We start from the raw sequence: 18,054 nt of genomic DNA, 5'->3' as shown, positions 1-18,054 counted from the left end.
GGGGGGGGGGGGGGGGGGGAACCACCCGCCTCGCTAGGAGTCCTCGCAGGCCGGAAGTGGGCATGTAACAGCCCGGGGCCGCAGACCGAGGAGGCGAGGGGGAGTCCAAAAACTGTAGAGGCGAATCCGCCGACGACCAAGAAGTGCCGCGCCGAGGTGCCGGATTCCGGCACCTCGCGCCAGCTTTTTTGGTCAACCGCCAATCCGCATCTACTGTTTTTGAACCGCCCGGCGCACACCGCCGCTGGCTACTCCCCCGCCACACCTCACGGAGTACCCCCTTGCCCCGGCACACCTAGCTCACGGCCCGGCCAGCTGGAGCGAGCGGCAACTCGCCCCGCGCTGACCCGCCTTGATCGCCCACCCCGGCCGCGGCGCCCTTCCACCACACCTCGCGCACGCGGCACGCCGGACACCGCATCCCCGAAGGACACGCTCATGACGTCTCGCTACCCACCCCTACCCGACCTCGCTGACCCGCGAGCGATCCACTCCGGTTGAAGGCGCTCGCCGCCGGCATCGGCGTCGTCTTCCTCTCCCCGCTCCTGCTCGCCGGCACCGGCATGATGATGGCGTCCTCCGCGGACGCCGTTCAAAGCAGCAGCAGCTCCCTCATCTGCCTGAACGACATCGACACCGGCAAGGTCGCCGAGCAGGTCACCAAGATCCTCGACGGGGCGTCCGGCAAGAACGTCCACGTCGAGGGCCTGGACCTGCCCGCCGAGCAGGTTCCCAATGCCCAGACGATCGTGGCCACCGGTATCAGCCTCGACGTCCCCAAGAAGGGCCAGGTCATCGCGCTCGCCACGGCGATGCAGGAGTCGCGGCTGCGCAACCTCAACTACGGCGACAGGGACAGCCTTGGGTTGTTCCAGCAGCGTCCCTCCCAGGGCTGGGGCACCGCCGAGCAGATCCGTGACCCGACGTACGCGAGCGAGCAGTTCTACAAGCACCTGCTCAAGGTGCACGGCTGGCAGCAGATGACCGTGACCCAGGCCGCCCAAGCCGTCCAGCAGTCCGGCCTGCCGGACGCCTACGCGCAGTGGGAGCACCTGGCCACCGCATTGCAGGAAGCCATCGCCAAGACCTTCCCCGGCGCCGGCAACGACAAGGACGCCAAGGCTCCGAACCCAGGCAAAGACCCGGGAGCCGGCACCACCGGCTGTGCTCCGGACCAGGACGGCTCCGGCTTCGGCCCGATCCCCGAGGGCAGCGTCCCGAAGGGATACAAGATCCCTAAGGACGCCGACCCGAAGGCACACAAGGCCATCGAGTGGGCGATGCACCAGCTCGGCACCCTCTACCAGTGGGGCGGAACCTGCACCAACGCCCACGGTCCCGACCCGATGGGCCGCTGCGACTGCAGCTCGCTGATGCAGCAGGCGTACGTGCACGCTGGCGTGACGCTCACCCGCACCACGTACACGCAGGTCAACGAAGGCAAGGCGGTCTCGGCCGCCCAGCTCAAGCCCGGTGACCTCATCTTCAGCCGCGGCACCGCGAGCCGTCCCGAGCACGTCGGCATGTACATCGGCGAGGGCCTCGTGATCGAGGCACCACGCACCACCAAGCCGGTCCGGATCACCCCGATCAAGGACTGGACGATTCTCGCCGCCCGCCGCGTCATCTGACGCCACCCGCCCGGACACCGCTCCGAACAGGCCCGGCCACGTCGATCTCCGCGCTCCGAGCGCATCTCCCCTCTGCTTCCCCTCTCCCCGCCGGCCCCTCGTCTGGCCCGCGTATGCAAGGAGCCCCGCCACACCTATGTCCCTCCCTCTCGCAGACCGCGTCATCCAGCTCGCCTACGACCCAGGGATCTCGCCCAAGGGCGGCGGCCTGCCCGGCCTGAGCGTGCTGAAGAACGTCGTCAACAGCATCAACATGTTCGGGATCATCGCCGTCGTCGGTGCCCTCGCGGTCTCGCTCGGCGTGTGGGCCTGGGGCCACCACACCGGTGGCCACCAGGCCGAGGCCAACGGCAAGAAGGGCGCCGTCGTCGCCGCGGGCGCCGCCCTCGGCCTCGGCGCCGCGAACGGAATCGTCGCGTTCTTCTCCACCCTCGGCTCGCAGGTTCACTGATGCGGAACCGATTCCCCACCCTCTCGCTGTCCTCTTACGGCGTCGGCTGGTCGGCCAACCGGCGCATCGTTATCGTCGCCCTGGTCGTCACCGTCCTGCTCGCCATCGCCGCAGCCGTCGCCTGGCTGTCCGGCAGCGGCAACGCCCACCGGGATCCGACCGCTGCCCGGCCGGCCACAGCGCACAGACCGTCCTCCGCGGAGCCCGCCCCGACAGCCGAGGCCAGCCCCGGGTCCGTGCCCGAGCCTCCGCAGATCGCCGAGCCGGTCGCGTACGCCAAGGCAGCAGCCCAGATGCTGTGGTCCTACGACACCCGCGACACCAGCCGCGACCAGCAGCTCGCCGGCATGCGCGCGTGGATGACCAAGGAGCCCAAGTACGCCGACTGGGCGTCCGTCTCCGGACAGGTTCCTGATCCGTTGCTGTGGTCGCGGATGGCCGACCAGGACCAGCACGCCACCGCCCGTGTCACCGAAGGCCACTATCCCGGCGCGTTCAAGCAGGCCCTCGCCGAGGACCCCTCGGCGATCACCGAGGCGTACATCTACGTCGTCACCGTCAACGGCAAGCAGCAGATCGCATGGAAGAAGGGCGGCGGCGGAGCCGAGGAGCGCGCTGTGACCTTCGCCGTGCAGTGCCGCCCCGGCCACGACTGTGCACTGGCCGCCATCGCTCCGAGCGTCACGCAGTGACCCGCGCCTGACACGAGATAAGGAGGAGCAATTCCCCGTGGGTTTCTGTGATTACCCCTTGGCGGACAAGCTCTGTGCCGTCGGCGACGCGGTCGATTTCGCCTCGGACCCGGGCAAGGCCATCGGTGACTGGATGGCGAAGTCCGCAGGTGAGCTGGCTGCGGCAGCGGCCGACTTGGCCGCCAAGGCGGTCAACACCACCACGAGGGTCGACCTGAACGCCGGATGGTTCCGCGACAACTACGAGATGCTGCTGCCGTTGGGCCTGGTCCTGCTGGTCGCCACCTTCTGCGCGCAGCTCGTCCGGGCCGCCGTCAGACGCGACGGACAAGCCCTCACCCAGGCGTTCACCGGCACCATGTCAGGGGTCCTGTTCGCCTTCTGCGCCATCGCCCTGACCACGGTCGCCGTCGAAGTCGTCGACGCCGTCAGCGACGGCCTGTTCAAGACCGCGCACCTGAGCATCGAGGCGGCCGTGCGCCGCATCGTGAAGGTCAGCCAGATCGGGTCCCTGGCCGGACTCGGCTGGCTCGTCCCGGTCGTCGTCGGTCTCGGCGCCGCCATCGGCGCCTTCCTCTACTGGTGCGTGATGATGGTCCGCAAGGTCGGCATCCTCGTCATGGTCACCCTGGCCGTCTTCGCGTCGGCCAGCGGCGGCTGGGAGGTCGCACGCCGCTGGCGCAAGGGCTGGATCGAAGCTACCGCCACCCTGGTCGTCAGCAAGCTGCTGATGACTGTGATCTTCGTGCTCGGCATCGCCGCCATGGGCAAGACCGACGCCACCGACGGCATCGCTGCCCTCGCCGACGTCATGTCCGGCATCGTGATCATGATCCTGGTGCTGCTGTGCCCCTATGCCGTCTTCAAGTTCGTGCACTGGGCGGCCGACGGCACCGACGGCGAGTCCATCCACCGCGCCGGCGGAGCCGGAGCACAGATCGCCAAGGCCCACGCCGAGAACGCCGCCCGCAAGGCCGCCGCAGCAGCCGCCACCGCCGGCAGCGGCGGCGCGGCAGCCGGAGCGGGCGTCGCCGCCGCGCAAGGCCCCGACGCTGGCGGAGGCGGATTCCCCGGCGACATCGCCGCCAACCCGACCGGCGACAGCGGCGGCAGCAAGGACGCTTCGCAGGGTGGCGGAACGGGCGGCTCGCCCGGTGGCGGTGCCATGAAGTCCGGCCTGGAGAAGGCCGTCCAGCCCGCGCCGACGAGCGTCTCCGACGACACCAGCGGCCAGGTGGGCGGCAGCCCGGGGCCGGGCGGATCCGGCGCGAGCGCCGCGTCCGGCCAGCAAGGCGGCTGGCAGTCAGTGCCGCCGACCACGACCCCGCCGCCACAGGGCGCACCACCGTCCCCTGGGGCACAGAACGCCACGCCCGGCGGAACGGCCTCGCCGCCGCCTGCGACCGGCCTCTGATCCCCTGCCGTCTACCGGGGGCGGGACGTGTACTGCACCTCCCGCCCCCGGGTTCCACCCGCGCCTTTCAGGACCCGCCCCTTGACTGATCTCTCCGTCGCCCCGGTCACGGTGAAGTTTCCGCACCGGTCCCGCCGCGGCATCCTCCTCGGCCTCTCCCTGCCCCAACTCGTCCTTGTTTCCTGCACGCTGGCGCTGCTACTGATGACGGTGGTCTCCACCGGGCTGGTCGGCGCCGTCGCCCTGACCCCGCTGTGGGCGGCATCCGGTGCGCTCGTGGTGATCCGACGGCACGGACGCTCCCTGATCGACTGGGCGCCGGTCGTCGCCCGCTACGCACAGCGCCGACGCACCGGCCAGACGCTCTGGCTCGCCCGGCCCGTCACCCGGCCCCGGCAGGACGGCATCCTTCACCTGCCCGGCACGGCCGCCTCCCTCAAGGTGGTCACCCCCGGCGACTCCGCCAACGGCGCCGCGGCCGTGCACGACCCGCACCGGCAGACCCTGACCGCCATCGCCCGGGTCAGCAGCCGCGCCTTCGCCCTCCTCGACCCCGCCACCCAGAACCACAACGTGGGCAGCTGGGGACGCGCGCTCGCGGGCATCGCCCGCACCGGGCACATCGCCACCGTGCAGGTGCTGGAACGCACCGTTCCCGACAGCGGCGACACCCTCACCCGCCACTGGGCCCAGAACGGTCAGCCCCAGACACCGGTCGCCGGCCAGATCTACTCCGAACTGGTCGCCTCGGCCGGCCCCGCCGCCGCACCCCACGAGACCTACCTCGCCATCTCCCTCGACCTCAAAGCCGCCCGGCGGCTGATCTCGCAGGCCGGCGGCGGGCTGCCCGGGGCGTTCACCGTCATGGAGCAGACCACCGCCTCCATCGCCCAGGCGGCCCGCAACGCCGGACTGATGGTCACCGGGTGGCTGACCGCGCGGGAGATCGCCGCCGTCATCCGCACCGCCTACGACCCGGGGGCCCTCGCCGCACTCCAGCAGTGGTCCGACACCGGCCGCGCCGAGGCCGATCCCGCAGCCGCAGGTCCCGTCGTCCAGGTCGAGGAGTACGACCGCCTCGCCACCGACAGCGCACGGCACGCCACATATTGGGTGGAGAACTGGCCCCGCACCGAGACGAACGCCGGCTTCATGCACGGCCTCATGTTCACGGCCGGCGTGCGACGCAGCCTGTCCCTCATCTACGTACCGCAGGGGCTCGAGTTCGCGCTGCGGGACGTCCAGCGCAAGAAGGCCGCGATCATCGCCGACGCCAACGAGCGCGCCCGCCGCGGGCAGGTCGACAGCGAGGAAGACTCCGTCGAGTACGCCGACGTCAAACAGCGTGAGCGCCAGCTCATCGCCGGGCACGCGGACGTCGCCCTGACCGGCCTCGTCACCGTCACCGCCGAGACCGACGCCCTCCTGGACGCCGCCTGCGCCCAGATTGAGACCCACGCCGTCACCTCGGGCGTCGACCTGCGACGGCTGAACTACCAGCAGCCCGACGCGTTCGCCGTCGCCGCACTCCCTCTGGCCCGCACCACCCTGTAGCTGCCAGTTCGCCCCCACACCCCGCTCCCGCCTCTTTGGCGGCAAGGACCTCCCATTGATCCCTCCCCGTCCCAGCGCGCCCGACGCGCACCCCTACCTTCGGGCCGCCACCGCAGGCGTCCGCCACCACGCTCGGACCCTCAGCCGTGCCGCGCCCTCGGATCGCGGGCACCTCGACACCCTCCACGCCCACCTCACCGAACTACACCGCTTCATCGACCAGTTGGCCGAGGTAGCGCGGCCCCCGCATCCTGCAGCAGGCCGCCACCTCGCCACCGCGCACACCCGGCTGTGGCAGGCCGCCACCGAGCTCCATGCCGCCTTCCACCTGCTGCCCGGCAATACAGCGCAGGCAGACACCGAGAAGAGCGCGTGCCATCCGGAACGGCTGCCCGAAGGGCCGCCCGTGCTGACCATCTGCCAACGCCACCTCGCCGCCGGGCACAGCATCCGGCGCAAGACCACCCCCACCGACCTCCGTCCGCACACCACGGCCTGCGTGCGATGAGCACCACCCGCAGAATCGAGGGCCTCCGATGAGCCACCGGCCCGCTCGCCGCGCCCGCCGCGCCTCCGCCAGCCCGCTGTTCACCCCCCACGGCACCGACCGGGCCAGCCGCAAGGCAGCCCGCCGCCAGCTCGCCGAAGCCACCGCCAAGGCCCGCGCCGAAGCCAGCGCCCACCAGGTAGAAAGCACACCCGCCGAGCACGAGATGCCCGCTCCGCTCTACCCTGCGAGCGGACGTCCCGGGCCCGCCTCCGCGCGCAACAACCGGCTGAAGCTGCCCGCACACCGCATGACGACCGCGGTGGCCGCCGGCGCGTACCCGTTCCTGGCCGAAGGCGGGCTCGGCGCCGAGGGCATCTACATCGGCCGCGACGTCCACGCCGAGGCATCGTTCGTCTTCGACCCGTTCGCGCTGTACGGCAAGGTCGAGGGATTCACCAACCCCAACCTCCTGCTCGCCGGAGTGATCGGCCAGGGCAAGAGCGCGCTCGCCAAGTCCTTCGCGCTGCGCTCGGTCGCCTTCGGCTACCGCGTCTACGTCCCCTGCGATCCGAAAGGCGAGTGGACGCCGGTGGCGAACGCGCTCGGCGGCCGGTCCGTCGCGCTCGGCCCAGGACTGCCCGGACGCCTGAACCCCCTGGACGCGGCCCCCCGCCCGCAGAGCGTCACGGAGGCCGACTGGGTCGGCGAGATCCGCAAACGGCGCCTGCTCCTGCTCGGCTCCCTCGCCCGGACCGTCCTGGGGCGGGACCTGATGCCCATGGAGCACACCGCCCTCGACGTCGCCCTCGACGCCGTCGTCACCCGCGCCGCCGCCACCGGCCGCACCCCGCTCCTCGGCGACGTCGCAGCCACCCTCAACAACCCCCACGCGCTCGACGAAGCCGCCGGCATGATGTCGGGCCAGCTCGGCGACGCCGCACGCGACCTGGCCCACGCGATGCGCCGCCTCGTCCACGGTGACCTGGCCGGCATGTTCGACGCCCCCTCCACTGTCGCCTTCGACCCGCACGCGCCGATGCTCACCATCGACCTCTCTCGGCTCGGCGGCTCCGGCGACGACACCGCTCTCGTCCTGGCCATGACCTGCGCAAGCGCCTGGATGGAGTCCGCCCTCTCCGACCCGAACGGCGGCCGGCGCTGGATCGTGTACGACGAGGCGTGGCGCCTGATGCGCCACGTCGGCCTGCTGCAGCGCATGCAGGCCCAGTGGAAACTCAGCCGCGGCCTCGGCATCGCCAACCTCATGGTGATCCACCGGCTGTCCGACCTGCTCACCGCCGGCGACGCCGGATCACAAGGCCGCGCCCTCGCCGAGGGCCTCCTCGCCGACTGCAGCACCCGGATCATCTACCGCCAGGAGACCGACCAACTCCACGCCGCCGCCGCCCTGCTGGGCCTGACCTCCGTGGAAATGGACGCCATCGCGCACCTCAACCGGGGCCGTGGTCTGTGGAAAGTCGCTGGCAGATCCTTCATCGTCCAGCACCTGCTGCATCCCCACGAGCTGGCGCTCTTCGACACCGACGCCCGAATGCATTGAAAAAGCGTCGAGTTCACGAATCCTGACAACACCCCATCGAAGGACTTTCGCATCTCCCCGCGTGACCCGGACTTCGAGCTGTACGACAACGTCGGCCGCGACGCCGACCAGATCCACGCCGCCCGGTACAACCTCGCCACTCGCGGCGACCTGAAGCGGTGGGCGCGACGCGACGCGCAGCCCTTCCGCGACGCGCATCCGCTGCCGGACCAGCCCTGGCCCGCACCCGACCTCACCCCCTACCTGGACGCCCTCGCCGCGGCTCAGACTCCGGCGGAGATCGAAGCAGTCACCGACCACTTCCTGGACGCCGCCGAACCTGCACTGCGCGCCGTGAGCGACTACCTCGTCGCCGCCGCCCGGTGGCGGCGGGAGAACCGCGGTGCGGCCAAGGGATCTCCCTCAAACCTGCTGATGACGGCGGCCAGCCGGGCGCTGTCGGTCCTGGCCCTCGCCGACGAGGCCGGCCTGAGCAGGCTGCGCGCCGCCTACGACCCGGCCCTCACCCCCGCGACACCGACCGGCGGCCAGCCTGGGGCTAGCGCAGGTGTCCCACCTGCTCCTCCGTCCCCCGGCACCGCACCCCGCCGATAGCTCTCTTTCTGCGATTCCAGTCCCGCCCGATTCTCGCAAACGCGATCCCGAGGGACCACCACTGTTGATCGACACGGCACCGCCACCGCCTGCACACGGAGTCCTCTTGAAACGTCCCCCTCACCTGAACGCCACCGAATGGGCCGAATACCAACAACGCCGAGCCGAACTCGACGACCTCATGGCACAGGTCGCCGACCAGGAAGCCCAGATGGAACACGACCTGATCGCCACCCACGACGAGTACGAACTCGGCTTCAGTCAGGAGTCGCAGCCGGGAGTCGCCCCCGCTGGACGGACGCCTCCACCGCACCGATCGCCCGCTTCCTCCCGCGGGAGGAACCGTGGCCGCTGACGAAGCGAGCACCCCAGACTTCCGCCGCGTTGCGTCCCTCGCACCGCTTCCCGACCACCGCAACGTGGACACCCCGTGGTGGCAGGAGCTGTGGCGTCGCCACGCGCACATCACCACGCCGCTGCGGGCGCGCGGCCTGCAGTGCGACATCGAGTTCGGCCTCAGCGCCTACATCGTGCGCGTCTCGCTCCCCGACGACAGTTACCTGATCATCGGTCCGCCGCAGGAGCCGTCCTCCGAGCGCCCGCCCGGAGACCCCGAGGGCTGGATCGCGACGCGTGAGCACCCCGACGACCCGTCGCTGTTCGAGGTCCTCTACGACTCGGCCCCCTCCGACGACCCCGGTGCTCCCCAGCGGCCCGAAGCCCGCCACGGCGGCAGCGCCCAGCCCCTGATCGAGGCGATCAACCACCGCCTGACCCAGCTCGGACTGCTGCCGCACCCCGTCTTGCCCGGCGAAAGCCCACACGTGCACTCAGCCCAGCCGACGCCCCCGCCCCAGGCCCGTGACGTCCCCGGCACACCCGACGACGCTCCCATCTACGTCTACGGCGACGCGCTGCGCGCTCTGACCGACCGGCTCAATGGAGCCGAGTCGCATGCGGATGCCGCTGCCCTGCTGCACCAGATCCTGGAGCCCACCGACGGCCTGCTGGCGCAACTCGGCGAGTTCTTCGAAGCAGCCGGGGAGAAGGCAAAGGAAGCGGAGGAGGACGACGGCTTCGACCTGTCCTACGACCTCGCCGACGCCGCCGCCGAGATCCGCAACCTCGCAGAGGTCCTGCACGTGGCCGAGGACCGGATGCGGGCCCTCACCCCGCTCACGTCGGCACCGCGACTGCCCTCCAGCCCGGCCCGTGCACCGTCCCTTCCCCCGCGAGTGCTCCCGCCGGCGCAGCGGCGGAACGCGCGCTGACCCGGACCATCGCTTCCCTCCAGGAACACATGACCTCACCCCGCACCGACCTGGCTGCCTTCGCCGCTGGCCTTGCCGCGCGCCTGCCCGGCACCTGGACCAGCGAGTACCAGTGCCACGCGCAGTACGCGGATCAGTTCCCCCGTACCGAGCAGCTCTGGGACACCGGTCACGTCGACTATGTCGTCAGCCAGTACGTCCTCACCCACGACGCCGTGCTCCACGGGCCGGCCGACCAGAGGCTGTACGTGGCCGACCGCCCCCGCTATCTGCACCAGTTCGTCGTCGCCCCGCTCGCACCCGACAGCACGCACATCAAGCCCCACCACTTCGCCGGAGTCGAGGAACCCAACGGAATCGCCGTTCCCAAGGACCCCGCACGCGCGGCAGCACGAGTCGCCCGGCGGCTGCTGCCCCGATACGAAGAAGCCCTGCAGGCCGTCCTCAACAACGCGGCGCACCAGCCCCAGCCACCGCTCCGGCCCCAACCGCCACAGGTCGACCAGGTCCTCACGCTGACCCTCTACAGCGACGGCGCCCTCGGCGCACCGTACGAGAGCGTGACGGTGGATGCCCGCATGACCCTGTACACCCACGGCTTCCAGTACCACCCGCACTAAGCAGCGTTCCTCCTGCCCACCGCCTACGGGGACACCGGTCGCGCCCTCGCGTCCACGCCGTGGTCCAGCAGCTCACGGCCAAGGGCATCGGCGTGAACCTGCGCCACTCGGCGCCCGCCACCAGCGCCGCCCTTCCGCCGGCCTTAGCGAAGGCCGTGTCCCCGCTCCGCCGTACGCGCTGACCCCCCTGCCCCTAGATCCTTGGAGTCTCCATCCGCATCGCCCGCCGCACCCTGCCGCTGTTCGTCGGCGCCGCCTGCCTCGCCTTGGCGCTCACCGGTTGTGCCACCGACAACGATGCTGCCGTCGCCAAGCAGACGCCCAGCGCCAGCAGCGCGCCGCAGCCGGCGCCTGCCCTCAGCGCCGCCCAGGCCCGCGCCGTCATCACCCACTACTCGCAGATCAACAACGAGGCCAACGCCGATCGCAACCGCGCCCTGCTCGACACCATCGAGGACGGCCCGCTGTACGCCATGTCCGTCTCGGACTACACCGAGACCGAGGGACTTCCCGCGGCCGACCGCACGCCCTACAAGCCCTGGTCCTACGACACCGCCAGCGCCAAGCTGTACATCCCGCGCCTGGCCGCCGGACAGGACCGCTGGTTCGCCGCCGCGCTCTCGGACGACAAGGGCAAGGCCCCCTCGCGTCTGGCGGTGTTCGCCGAACGACCCCAGCACAAGCGCTGGGAGATGGTCTCCGTCGTCGACCTCGACAGCCCGAAACTGCCGGACATCGCACTCGACCACGACGGGTACGCGACGGCCGTCGCCGCCGACGGCAACAAGCACCTCGCCGCCGACGTCGGCGTTCTGCGTGCCGCGGTGCTCGACAACTTCGCCACCGGCGGCACGCACACCGGGACGAAGGTCTTCACGCCGACCACGGCGAGCAAGCGGCAGATCGAGGTCCACGACAAGACCGGCACCCGTTTCGGCGACCAGGGCACCACCGTCTTCGCCGGCGCCGACAACCGCTACAAGGACGCCTACGCCCTCAAGACCACCGACGGCGGCGCGCTGATCCTCTTCTCTCACATGCACACCCAGACCGACGCCGTCGCGCACTCCGGCCTGCAGATCAACCCCGGCAAGGAGGACCGGGCCTGGCTCCACGCCGTGCCCCGCACCTCCATCACGTACACGTTCGTGTGCAACGACGCCGCCACCGTCCCCGCGAAGGCCGCCCCGTCCCGCCTGATCGGCTACACCTGCGCCCGCACCGACGCCTCCGGCCCGCCGGTCCCGTCCTGGTCGGACCGCGCGTAGACGCACCCGCGCGCCACCTGATGGCCGCCGACCGTTTCCCGCCCCCTGCTTGCTGCGGAGAACTCCCTGTCCACTCGCTCCTTCATCGCCCGCCCCACCGTCGGCACGGGGTACACCGGCATCCACGTCCAGCTCGACGGCGTGCCCAGCCACCACCTCCCCCTGCTCCTGGCTGCCTACCAGTACAAGTTCGGACGCAACGTCGAGGCCATGTGGCGGCACCTCATCGACGACGTCGCCGTCGGCTGGGAGGAACTCGGCACCGATCTCCTCGACGATGCCCCGCCCGCACTCGTGGCCGCGCTGACCGGCGGCGAGCACTGGCCCAGCCGAACCCTCGACCAGCTGGTCACCCCGGACGGCTCTCCGCCGGTACGCATGTCGGTCACCGACGAGACCGCCGATGCGCAGGACATGGAGTGGGGGTACGTCCTCCACAAGGAGGGCGTCGAGGTGATCAGCCTCCTGCACGAGGACATCGGCCCCATCGTGAGCTGGTCCATCGACCCGCGCACCGCCTTCAACGACCACCCGGCGGCCTGGTCCTCCCGCGCCTCCCCGCCCGCTATCCGGGCATCGCGCAGCACGCCGACTCCGAGCGCTCCTGCCGCAGCCCCGGCGAAGGCCGGCCCCTCGCGCCCCACCGCCCGCCGCTAGCTTTCCCTCGTCTTCCCGGAGCCTTCCCTGCCCCCGCACACCACGCCCCTGATCACCGTCGTCATCGCCAGCCGCCTGCGCGAAGACCGGCTCGACTACCTGACCGCCATGCACGCGAGCCTGACCCGGCAGTCCGTGCCGTGGGAGGCCGTGATCGCACTCGACGGTGCCTCGCCCGACCGCCTGCCGGCCCCGCTCGCACAGGATGCCCGCGTTCGCACCCTGTCGCTGCCCCGGCCGGTCGGCGCCGCCTGCGCCCGCAACCTGGCCCTGAACCACGTACGCACCCCGTACACCAACTGGGCGGATGACGATGACGAGTTCACCGACGATGCGATGGCCGTACGGCTGAACACCCTGGAGTCGACCGGGGTCGGCTGGTGTGCGGGCTGGAGCGAGGACCACTACCCCGACGGCTCGACCACCCTGTGGCGCTGCCCCACGCCGCCCGGCCGGCACGCGGCCGGCGACGTGTGGACGTACTGGAAGTCGCCGGCGGACACCATCCCCATCGGGCCGACCACGATCCTCGCCCGTACCGACCTCGTGCGCGCCGCGCCGATGGGCGGCCTCGTCCAGGGCGAGGACTACTGCGCAGCCCTCGGCGTCACCGCGCTCGCGCGCGGGATCCTGCTGCCAGTGCCCGTGTACAGGTACCGCAAGTGGAACGGGCAGATGACAGCCCAGGTCGGATACGACCAGCTGGAGGTGGCGGCCCGCGAGCACGCCTGGGCGTACGGCCGCAGCCTGCGCTCCGTCCTGCACGGCGAGGACCTTCTAGGATCCGCGAATTCGTGAGTATTTCCGCGTGATCATGAGCACTGTCCGAGCGAATCCAGGTGATCATGAGCATTGGCAACGGTCAATAGTTGTCACTTGCCTCAAGCCCGAGTGTCAGCGCGGGCGCGGCCGACCTCCTCCTGGATGCGGTCGCGCAACCAGGGCGGCATGTCCACCGGGACACCCTCTGCGTCAGCGAGATAGATGCAGAGTTGCCCACGCATCTCGTCCTGGCGCGGATGACCGAAAGCTTCGACGACCCGACGACCCACCTCATTGAGATCTTGGTGTGGAGCATCCACGTCCGACTGGTCATAGAACATGTGCAGGCCGGGAACACCGGGCAGGGGTCGAGTCACCTTCGGCCCCGCGTCCCCGACAATCCGGCTCTCGGCGTCCCAGTACCGGATGAAGCGCAGGTTGTACGCGCTAACGACGGCCACCATCGCCAGGTCGCTCATAGCCAATCTCCTGCCTCGCAAGGGAGTTTGGACTCTAGCCGCCGCGCCGACCTGCTGGGCCGAGAGCGACGTGGTCCACCAGCGTCAAGGCCGACCCTGGTTACCGGAACCAACGTTCACCGCGGCCATTAGTACCTCACTCGCTGTTACCTATCCGAGCTAGGAGAACCACCGATTGCTCAATCTCCACCTACAGCGCCACTGCTCACTGCGTGCGGATTTCGATGTTTCCGCAGGAGTCCGTGCTCACGAAGTCGCGCTCCCTATAGACCTGGTCCATGGCTGAGGCGCAGATCATCCTGTCGTACAGCCGGGAGTCCGGGATCGTCGCCACCGCCTCGGGCGAGCGCTACCCGTGGGCGCACACCGCCCTCGCGGAGAGCGGCTTCCAGCGGGACGACGACGGCGTCTGGCACCTGTCCGCGGACGGCACCCAGACCACCGTGGTCGACCTGGTCACGTGCGCAAAGCGGCACCGCACCAGCGTGCACACGAGCAGCCGCCGGTTCATCGGCGACGCCGCCCGCGACCTCGCGCACCTCCTGCCCGGCCAGTGGAACTCCTCGGTCGAGATCTACTCGCACCCCGCCTGGCAGGAAGACCTGGTCCCCTGGATCTGGGACAGCGGCGAACTCGGCCGCGCCGTCCAGAGCGAGCGAATCCCCTACGCCGCGCTCCTCACCGACGCGGTGCAGGGCACCACGCTGCTGTTCATCGAGCGCCCCGGCAGTCAACTCGACTACCTGGTGGGGTCCTTCTCGCCCGAGGGACTTGAAGGGGGCTACGGCGATCCCCACGCTCCCCGCAGCATCGTCCTGCCGCCGTTTGCCGGACGGGCTGCCCAGGCCCTCACCGGCCGGTACCTCCCCGCCTACGAGCAGGCCGTCCACGCCCGCCAGACGGCGGCCATCGCCGCCGTGCTCGGGGACATCCGCTCCGAGTACGACACCTGGCAGGCCATGAACGCCTCCGGACGCTACAGCGACGCCACCCCGCTGAGCGCCGGGGTCGCCCTCGGCACCGCGACGGAGTTGTTCCTCGGCCACGCCTGGCGCCGTTTCCTGACCGTCGTCGACCACGCCCCGGCGCTGCTCGACCGGTGCCGCCCCGTGAGCAGCCCGTGGCCCGATGACGCCGAAGTCCTCTCCCGTCTGGCCGACGCTGTGATCGATGCCGAGAAGCTGGTCGACGAGATCGTCCACGGCGGTTTTGTGCCGGAGCAGGAGCGCCGAGCACGCGAGTGGTCGGCCATCGAGACCTGGCTCACCGATGGCGAAATGTTCTTGCGGCAGGCCCGCATCAGTGCACCCCACCGCCGCCCGGCCCTGTCCGTCGCCGCGCCGGCCCGCTCTCTCACCGCGGCCCGGCCCGCGCATCGCAGCCCCTGACCCTTTCGCCCCACGCCCCGAGGAGAACCCCGCCCCCTTGCAACCCGGCACCCACTTCGCCTTCGGCGACCACGAGGAACACGGCTTCGTGGCCTCCTTCACCGCCTCTATGCCCGCGCACCTCGCTCACTGGTACCTGGAGCGCGAGCAGTTCGAGCCCGTTCCCGGAAAACCCGGCCTGTACCGGCTCAGCGAGCCCGAGCGCGACGGAGTCCGCCGCACCCGCCAGGCCGTCCACGACCTGCGCCGCCACGGCTACACCGTGCAAGCCGACATCCGCCTCGACCCGTCCCTCTCGGCCGGCCCGCCACGCCTCGCCCGGCCCGACGGACTCCAGGAGCGCCGCAGTCGTCTCGCCAAGGCCGCCGCCGGCCGAACGACGCAGCGCTCCGCACCGCCCACCACCTCCCCGCCGGCGGCCCGGCCGATCCCGCCGAAGCCCACGTACGCTCCGACCGTCCATCTGACGGCCGCGACCGGCGGGCGGTCCCGATGACACCCGCGAGCAGTCCGACCCCCGACGGCCCCTTGCCGACCGCTCCCGAACTGGCCAACGCGGCACGCGACTTCCGTTTGCGGCTGGCGGTCATCGACCGCGAGACCGAGGCCGCGCTCGACATGACACGCGACCGCTACGGCCGTACCGTCCACGCGGGCGCCGCGGCAGCCGCACGAGCCCACCGCGACAAGGCCGCGGTGGAGGCGTACGCCGCCCACCTCGCCCCGCACGCCGAGGCGCTCCTCGATGCCGCCCGCCTGGTGCTCGATGAGCTGCCACCCGCTCGGCACCTGGCCGGGTGGCGGGCCGTCCTGGACGGCCTGGCCGTTTCGGCCGCCGAGATCCGCCGGGCGCTCGACCGGCCAGCCGCACCCGATTCCCCGGCCGAGCGCGCTCAGTACGCGGCCTTGTGGCCGCACCTGGCCGCCTGGGCGGACCACGGCTCCCTTGCCAGCAACCTCGCCGACCAGCAGGGCGGCCAGCACCACAAGGCTCCGCTGACCGACGAGGAACAGCAGATGTGGGCCGAGAGGGCGCAGGCCGCGCAGCGGCGCGGCGAGCTGGAGCTGACCGAGTCGTGGTACGCCGCCGACGGGCAGCCGATCACCCTCGCCTACTTGGTCGAGGATGACGACTCGACGTTGGTCGCGCTGCGCGGCGATCCGGACGCACCGGGCTGGCAGGTTGTCGGGCACTACGCCCACGAGTACGAGGCGGGCAAGGTGCTGCCCGCTCCGGTTCCGCCCGGCGTGCTGCGCGCGGACGTCTCCCGGTTCAACCGCCCGGCACCGGTCCCGGAGGTGTCCCTGCAGGACCTCATCCGCGGTGTCGTCGAAGGCCACAGTGCCGGTGACGCCTCCAATGCGCTTCTCAGCGCTGTCCAGCGCGGCTATGACGCCGGCCCGATGGTCCGCCTGCAGGAACTCCTGGAGATCAGCGGCCAGTTCGCCAGCGCCCTGGAGACCGTGCAGGGCCGCCAGATCGCCGCCCGCCTGGCAGCGTTGAGCCGGCAGATCGAGTTCCTCACCCGCGAAGTCGAAGAGGCGGCCGAGGACCTCGGCGCGACCGTCGCCGTCCTGCCCCCGCACCGCACCCCCGTGCTGCGCGCCGGTCCGCGCCCCGCCGTGGGCACCACACCGCCCACGCCGCCACCCCGCGCCAGCACCACCGCCCGACACCGCTAAGCCCATGTCCCACCTGGTCTTGACGAACACGAGCCCATGGAGCAGTACGCGATCAACCTTGCCCTCGCAAAATACGAGCACGATCGTGAGCTGTCTTGAGCGCCCACGGCCTAGGGGCGGCCATGCCAGCCGCCCCGGAGCAGCGGCTACTGCTGACGCTTACTCACGTGTGACACGGCGGTCATGCCGGCGCCGTAGGAGAAGGCAAGGACGGCCCCGCCAGAAGCGACGGCGGTGAGGGCAGGCTGCCCCAGAACAGCGGAGCCAATCCCCGCAACCAGCCCAGCGATGACGGATACCAGAGCAACGACGACAACGTGATACACGCGGTGGTCACAGGTAGAAGTGGTGGCAGACAAGTAGGGCCCTCCCATACTCCGTCGGAGCGCCGTCACCTGAATCAGGGCAGGGTGCATCCTGCGCTGGATTCACGTCACAGCGTCGCCGCCCAGCGGGCGTCGCGATAGGGAAGCGCCGGCCAGGCGCGCCTATCGCTCCTCGGATGGAGCGCCGTAGCGGTTGGCCATCATCACCGATGCACCATGCCTTTCAAGGATCTCGTCGACCACGTCCATAGTAGCCAACCCCACTGACACACAGACAAGTTGGTGACCGCTTCGGGGGAGCCCAAGCGCCGATCTGCAGCGACTCCCACTTACCTGGTCTTCACGCGCGAAGCCTCGTTGCAGGCACACCTCTCCTGGTGGCCGTGCTCCTGGCCAAGCGTCCCGCCCGCCGCACCGCCCTCGCCGGACACCTCGCCAAGCAGCCGCTCGCCGACCCGGCGCTCCCTGGCACCGGCGCGGCCTTCGCTCTCACCGTCCTTCTCGCCGCGCGCCGACGTCTGGGCCCCGCGGGCAGTCGCGGTGCGGCTGGCGCCGGTGCCTGCATCGAGGCCGGCATAAGACGCCCTGATCAGGGCGCAACCCCCACTTGCAACCCCTTTGAGGAGATCGAATTATGGCTGTGCGTACGCACTGGACCGTGGAGCACGCCTGCTCCCACCGCGTGGATCATGACCTGTCCAATCGCCCTGCCGACAAGCGGGCAGGCTTCGCCCGCTGGCTCGCGTCGAAGGACTGCACCGACTGCTGGAAGGCGGCGCGCGACGCCGACACCGGGTCCAAGGAGGAGTGGCTCGCGGCCAAGCGGGCCGAGGAGCAGGAGGCAGCCCTCACGTGGGCGAAGCAGTTCGACATGCCGCAGTTGGAGGGCCCGGCCAAGGCCCTGGACTGGGGCGAACGCTCCCGCCACCAGCTGATGACATCCGCGCACACCGCGCTCGTCATCGAGGGCACGTGGGACGAGGCGGACTGGGCAGAGCTGGAGGAGAAGGCCCGCGCCATCACCCGTGCCGGATGGTGGATCGACCAGCGCGACGCCGAAGGCACTGACCTGCTCGAACTCCTCGACGCAGCCAGTGAGGCGGACCGCGGGACGGAGAACCCGTTCCGCTGACGGCGGGGCAACATAGCCGGAGGACGCCGGTTAGCCAAACCGGCGTTCCTCCGGACTATTGATGCTCCCACCCCGCCAGCA

Annotated in this window: 20 protein-coding genes; 19 read left to right on the top strand and 1 reads right to left on the bottom strand. The window is 70.8% G+C overall.

The genetic code is table 11. The features are described 5' to 3' along the window. The first annotated feature begins 497 nt into the window (after nt 1-497). The 15 genes from ASC56_RS34170 (at nt 498) to ASC56_RS34110 (ending at nt 13,001) form a co-directional block, all read left to right on the top strand. Nucleotides 498-1,631, top strand: a complete 1,134-nt coding sequence (locus ASC56_RS34170) for a C40 family peptidase (protein ID WP_055495484.1) — start codon at nt 498-500, stop codon at nt 1,629-1,631. A gap of 136 nt (nt 1,632-1,767) precedes the next feature. Beyond that, on the top strand, nt 1,768-2,082 hold the full coding sequence (locus ASC56_RS34165; RefSeq protein ID WP_006143162.1) for a DUF6112 family protein: 315 nt from the start codon (nt 1,768-1,770) through the stop codon (nt 2,080-2,082). After that, nucleotides 2,082-2,774 (top strand): hypothetical protein, encoded by a 693-nt coding sequence (locus tag ASC56_RS34160; RefSeq protein WP_055495483.1) that lies wholly within the window; start codon nt 2,082-2,084, stop codon nt 2,772-2,774. Before ASC56_RS34165 ends, ASC56_RS34160 begins: the two co-directional genes overlap by 1 nt. A gap of 37 nt (nt 2,775-2,811) precedes the next feature. Continuing rightward, nucleotides 2,812-4,188: a hypothetical protein gene (locus ASC56_RS34155; protein ID WP_055495482.1), complete on the top strand. Its 1,377-nt coding sequence runs from the start codon at nt 2,812-2,814 to the stop codon at nt 4,186-4,188. Between the two features lie 81 nt (nt 4,189-4,269). After that, nucleotides 4,270-5,742, top strand: a complete 1,473-nt coding sequence (locus ASC56_RS34150; protein ID WP_055495481.1) for an SCO6880 family protein — start codon at nt 4,270-4,272, stop codon at nt 5,740-5,742. 55 nt (nt 5,743-5,797) lie between these two features. After that, nucleotides 5,798-6,250 (top strand): DUF6238 family protein, encoded by a 453-nt coding sequence (locus ASC56_RS34145; RefSeq protein WP_079102900.1) that lies wholly within the window; start codon nt 5,798-5,800, stop codon nt 6,248-6,250. Between the two features lie 28 nt (nt 6,251-6,278). After that, nucleotides 6,279-7,793 carry an ATP-binding protein gene (locus ASC56_RS34140; protein WP_055495480.1) on the top strand — a complete coding sequence of 505 codons (1,515 nt, stop codon included), beginning with the start codon at nt 6,279-6,281 and terminating at the stop codon, nt 7,791-7,793. A 333-nt stretch (nt 7,794-8,126) separates the two neighbouring features. After that, the gene (locus tag ASC56_RS38900; protein WP_079102899.1) at nt 8,127-8,387 is read left to right on the top strand and encodes a hypothetical protein; all 261 of its coding nucleotides are present in this window, start codon (nt 8,127-8,129) and stop codon (nt 8,385-8,387) included. 106 nt (nt 8,388-8,493) lie between these two features. Then, a complete protein-coding gene (locus ASC56_RS40890) occupies nt 8,494-8,742 on the top strand; it encodes a hypothetical protein (RefSeq protein WP_079102898.1) in 249 nt (82 codons plus the stop codon). After that, nucleotides 8,732-9,658: a hypothetical protein gene (locus ASC56_RS34130; RefSeq protein ID WP_055495479.1), complete on the top strand. Its 927-nt coding sequence runs from the start codon at nt 8,732-8,734 to the stop codon at nt 9,656-9,658. Before ASC56_RS40890 ends, ASC56_RS34130 begins: the two co-directional genes overlap by 11 nt. A 29-nt stretch (nt 9,659-9,687) precedes the next feature. Further along, nucleotides 9,688-10,278: a hypothetical protein gene (locus ASC56_RS34125; protein WP_234377191.1), complete on the top strand. Its 591-nt coding sequence runs from the start codon at nt 9,688-9,690 to the stop codon at nt 10,276-10,278. A gap of 59 nt (nt 10,279-10,337) precedes the next feature. Beyond that, nucleotides 10,338-10,460, top strand: coding sequence for a hypothetical protein (locus ASC56_RS42910; RefSeq protein WP_267887654.1), 123 nt, complete (start codon nt 10,338-10,340; stop codon nt 10,458-10,460). Nucleotides 10,461-10,544: 84 nt separating this feature from the next. Beyond that, the gene (locus ASC56_RS34120; protein WP_234377190.1) at nt 10,545-11,546 is read left to right on the top strand and encodes a hypothetical protein; all 1,002 of its coding nucleotides are present in this window, start codon (nt 10,545-10,547) and stop codon (nt 11,544-11,546) included. Nucleotides 11,547-11,687: 141 nt separating this feature from the next. Further along, nucleotides 11,688-12,203 (top strand): hypothetical protein, encoded by a 516-nt coding sequence (locus ASC56_RS34115; protein WP_055495478.1) that lies wholly within the window; start codon nt 11,688-11,690, stop codon nt 12,201-12,203. Nucleotides 12,204-12,251: 48 nt separating this feature from the next. Next, a complete protein-coding gene (locus tag ASC56_RS34110; protein ID WP_079102897.1) occupies nt 12,252-13,001 on the top strand; it encodes a glycosyltransferase in 750 nt (249 codons plus the stop codon). A gap of 83 nt (nt 13,002-13,084) precedes the next feature. Here the strand turns inward: ASC56_RS34110 and ASC56_RS34105 are convergent, their stop codons facing one another. Beyond that, nucleotides 13,085-13,444 (bottom strand): hypothetical protein, encoded by a 360-nt coding sequence (locus ASC56_RS34105; RefSeq protein ID WP_055495476.1) that lies wholly within the window; start codon nt 13,442-13,444, stop codon nt 13,085-13,087. Nucleotides 13,445-13,722: 278 nt separating this feature from the next. Between ASC56_RS34105 and ASC56_RS34100 the strand changes: the two genes are divergently transcribed. From ASC56_RS34100 to ASC56_RS34080, 4 genes are all read left to right on the top strand, one after another. Further along, entirely contained in the window at nt 13,723-14,832 is a 1,110-nt protein-coding gene (locus ASC56_RS34100; protein ID WP_055495475.1) for a hypothetical protein, read from the top strand. 37 nt (nt 14,833-14,869) lie between these two features. Continuing rightward, on the top strand, nt 14,870-15,328 hold the full coding sequence (locus tag ASC56_RS34095) for a hypothetical protein (protein ID WP_055495474.1): 459 nt from the start codon (nt 14,870-14,872) through the stop codon (nt 15,326-15,328). Next, nucleotides 15,325-16,515 carry a hypothetical protein gene (locus ASC56_RS34090; protein WP_107309427.1) on the top strand — a complete coding sequence of 397 codons (1,191 nt, stop codon included), beginning with the start codon at nt 15,325-15,327 and terminating at the stop codon, nt 16,513-16,515. The genes ASC56_RS34095 and ASC56_RS34090 overlap by 4 nt, the downstream gene beginning before the upstream one ends. 960 nt (nt 16,516-17,475) lie before the next feature. Further along, a complete protein-coding gene (locus ASC56_RS34080; RefSeq protein WP_199836147.1) occupies nt 17,476-17,973 on the top strand; it encodes a hypothetical protein in 498 nt (165 codons plus the stop codon). Nucleotides 17,974-18,054: the final 81 nt, after the last annotated feature.

It is taken from the genome of Streptomyces sp. TP-A0356 (assembly GCF_001417775.1).
GTDB lineage: Bacteria > Actinomycetota > Actinomycetes > Streptomycetales > Streptomycetaceae > Streptomyces.
Note: the sequence above shows the minus strand (reverse complement) of the source record. Positions and strands in the feature narration are given on the sequence as shown.

Excerpts from the sequence above, each read along its gene's own strand:
- ASC56_RS34165 (WP_006143162.1), top strand. The coding sequence starts at position 1,768 with ATGTCCCTCCCTCTCGCAGACCGCGTCATCCAGCTCGCCTACGACCCA.
- ASC56_RS34160 (WP_055495483.1), top strand. The coding sequence starts at position 2,082 with ATGCGGAACCGATTCCCCACCCTCTCGCTGTCCTCTTACGGCGTCGGC.
- ASC56_RS34140 (WP_055495480.1), top strand. The coding sequence starts at position 6,279 with ATGAGCCACCGGCCCGCTCGCCGCGCCCGCCGCGCCTCCGCCAGCCCG.
- ASC56_RS34125 (WP_234377191.1), top strand. The coding sequence starts at position 9,688 with ATGACCTCACCCCGCACCGACCTGGCTGCCTTCGCCGCTGGCCTTGCC.
- ASC56_RS34105 (WP_055495476.1), bottom strand. The coding sequence starts at position 13,444 with ATGAGCGACCTGGCGATGGTGGCCGTCGTTAGCGCGTACAACCTGCGC.
- ASC56_RS34100 (WP_055495475.1), top strand. The coding sequence starts at position 13,723 with ATGGCTGAGGCGCAGATCATCCTGTCGTACAGCCGGGAGTCCGGGATC.
- ASC56_RS34090 (WP_107309427.1), top strand. The coding sequence starts at position 15,325 with ATGACACCCGCGAGCAGTCCGACCCCCGACGGCCCCTTGCCGACCGCT.
- ASC56_RS34080 (WP_199836147.1), top strand. The coding sequence starts at position 17,476 with ATGGCTGTGCGTACGCACTGGACCGTGGAGCACGCCTGCTCCCACCGC.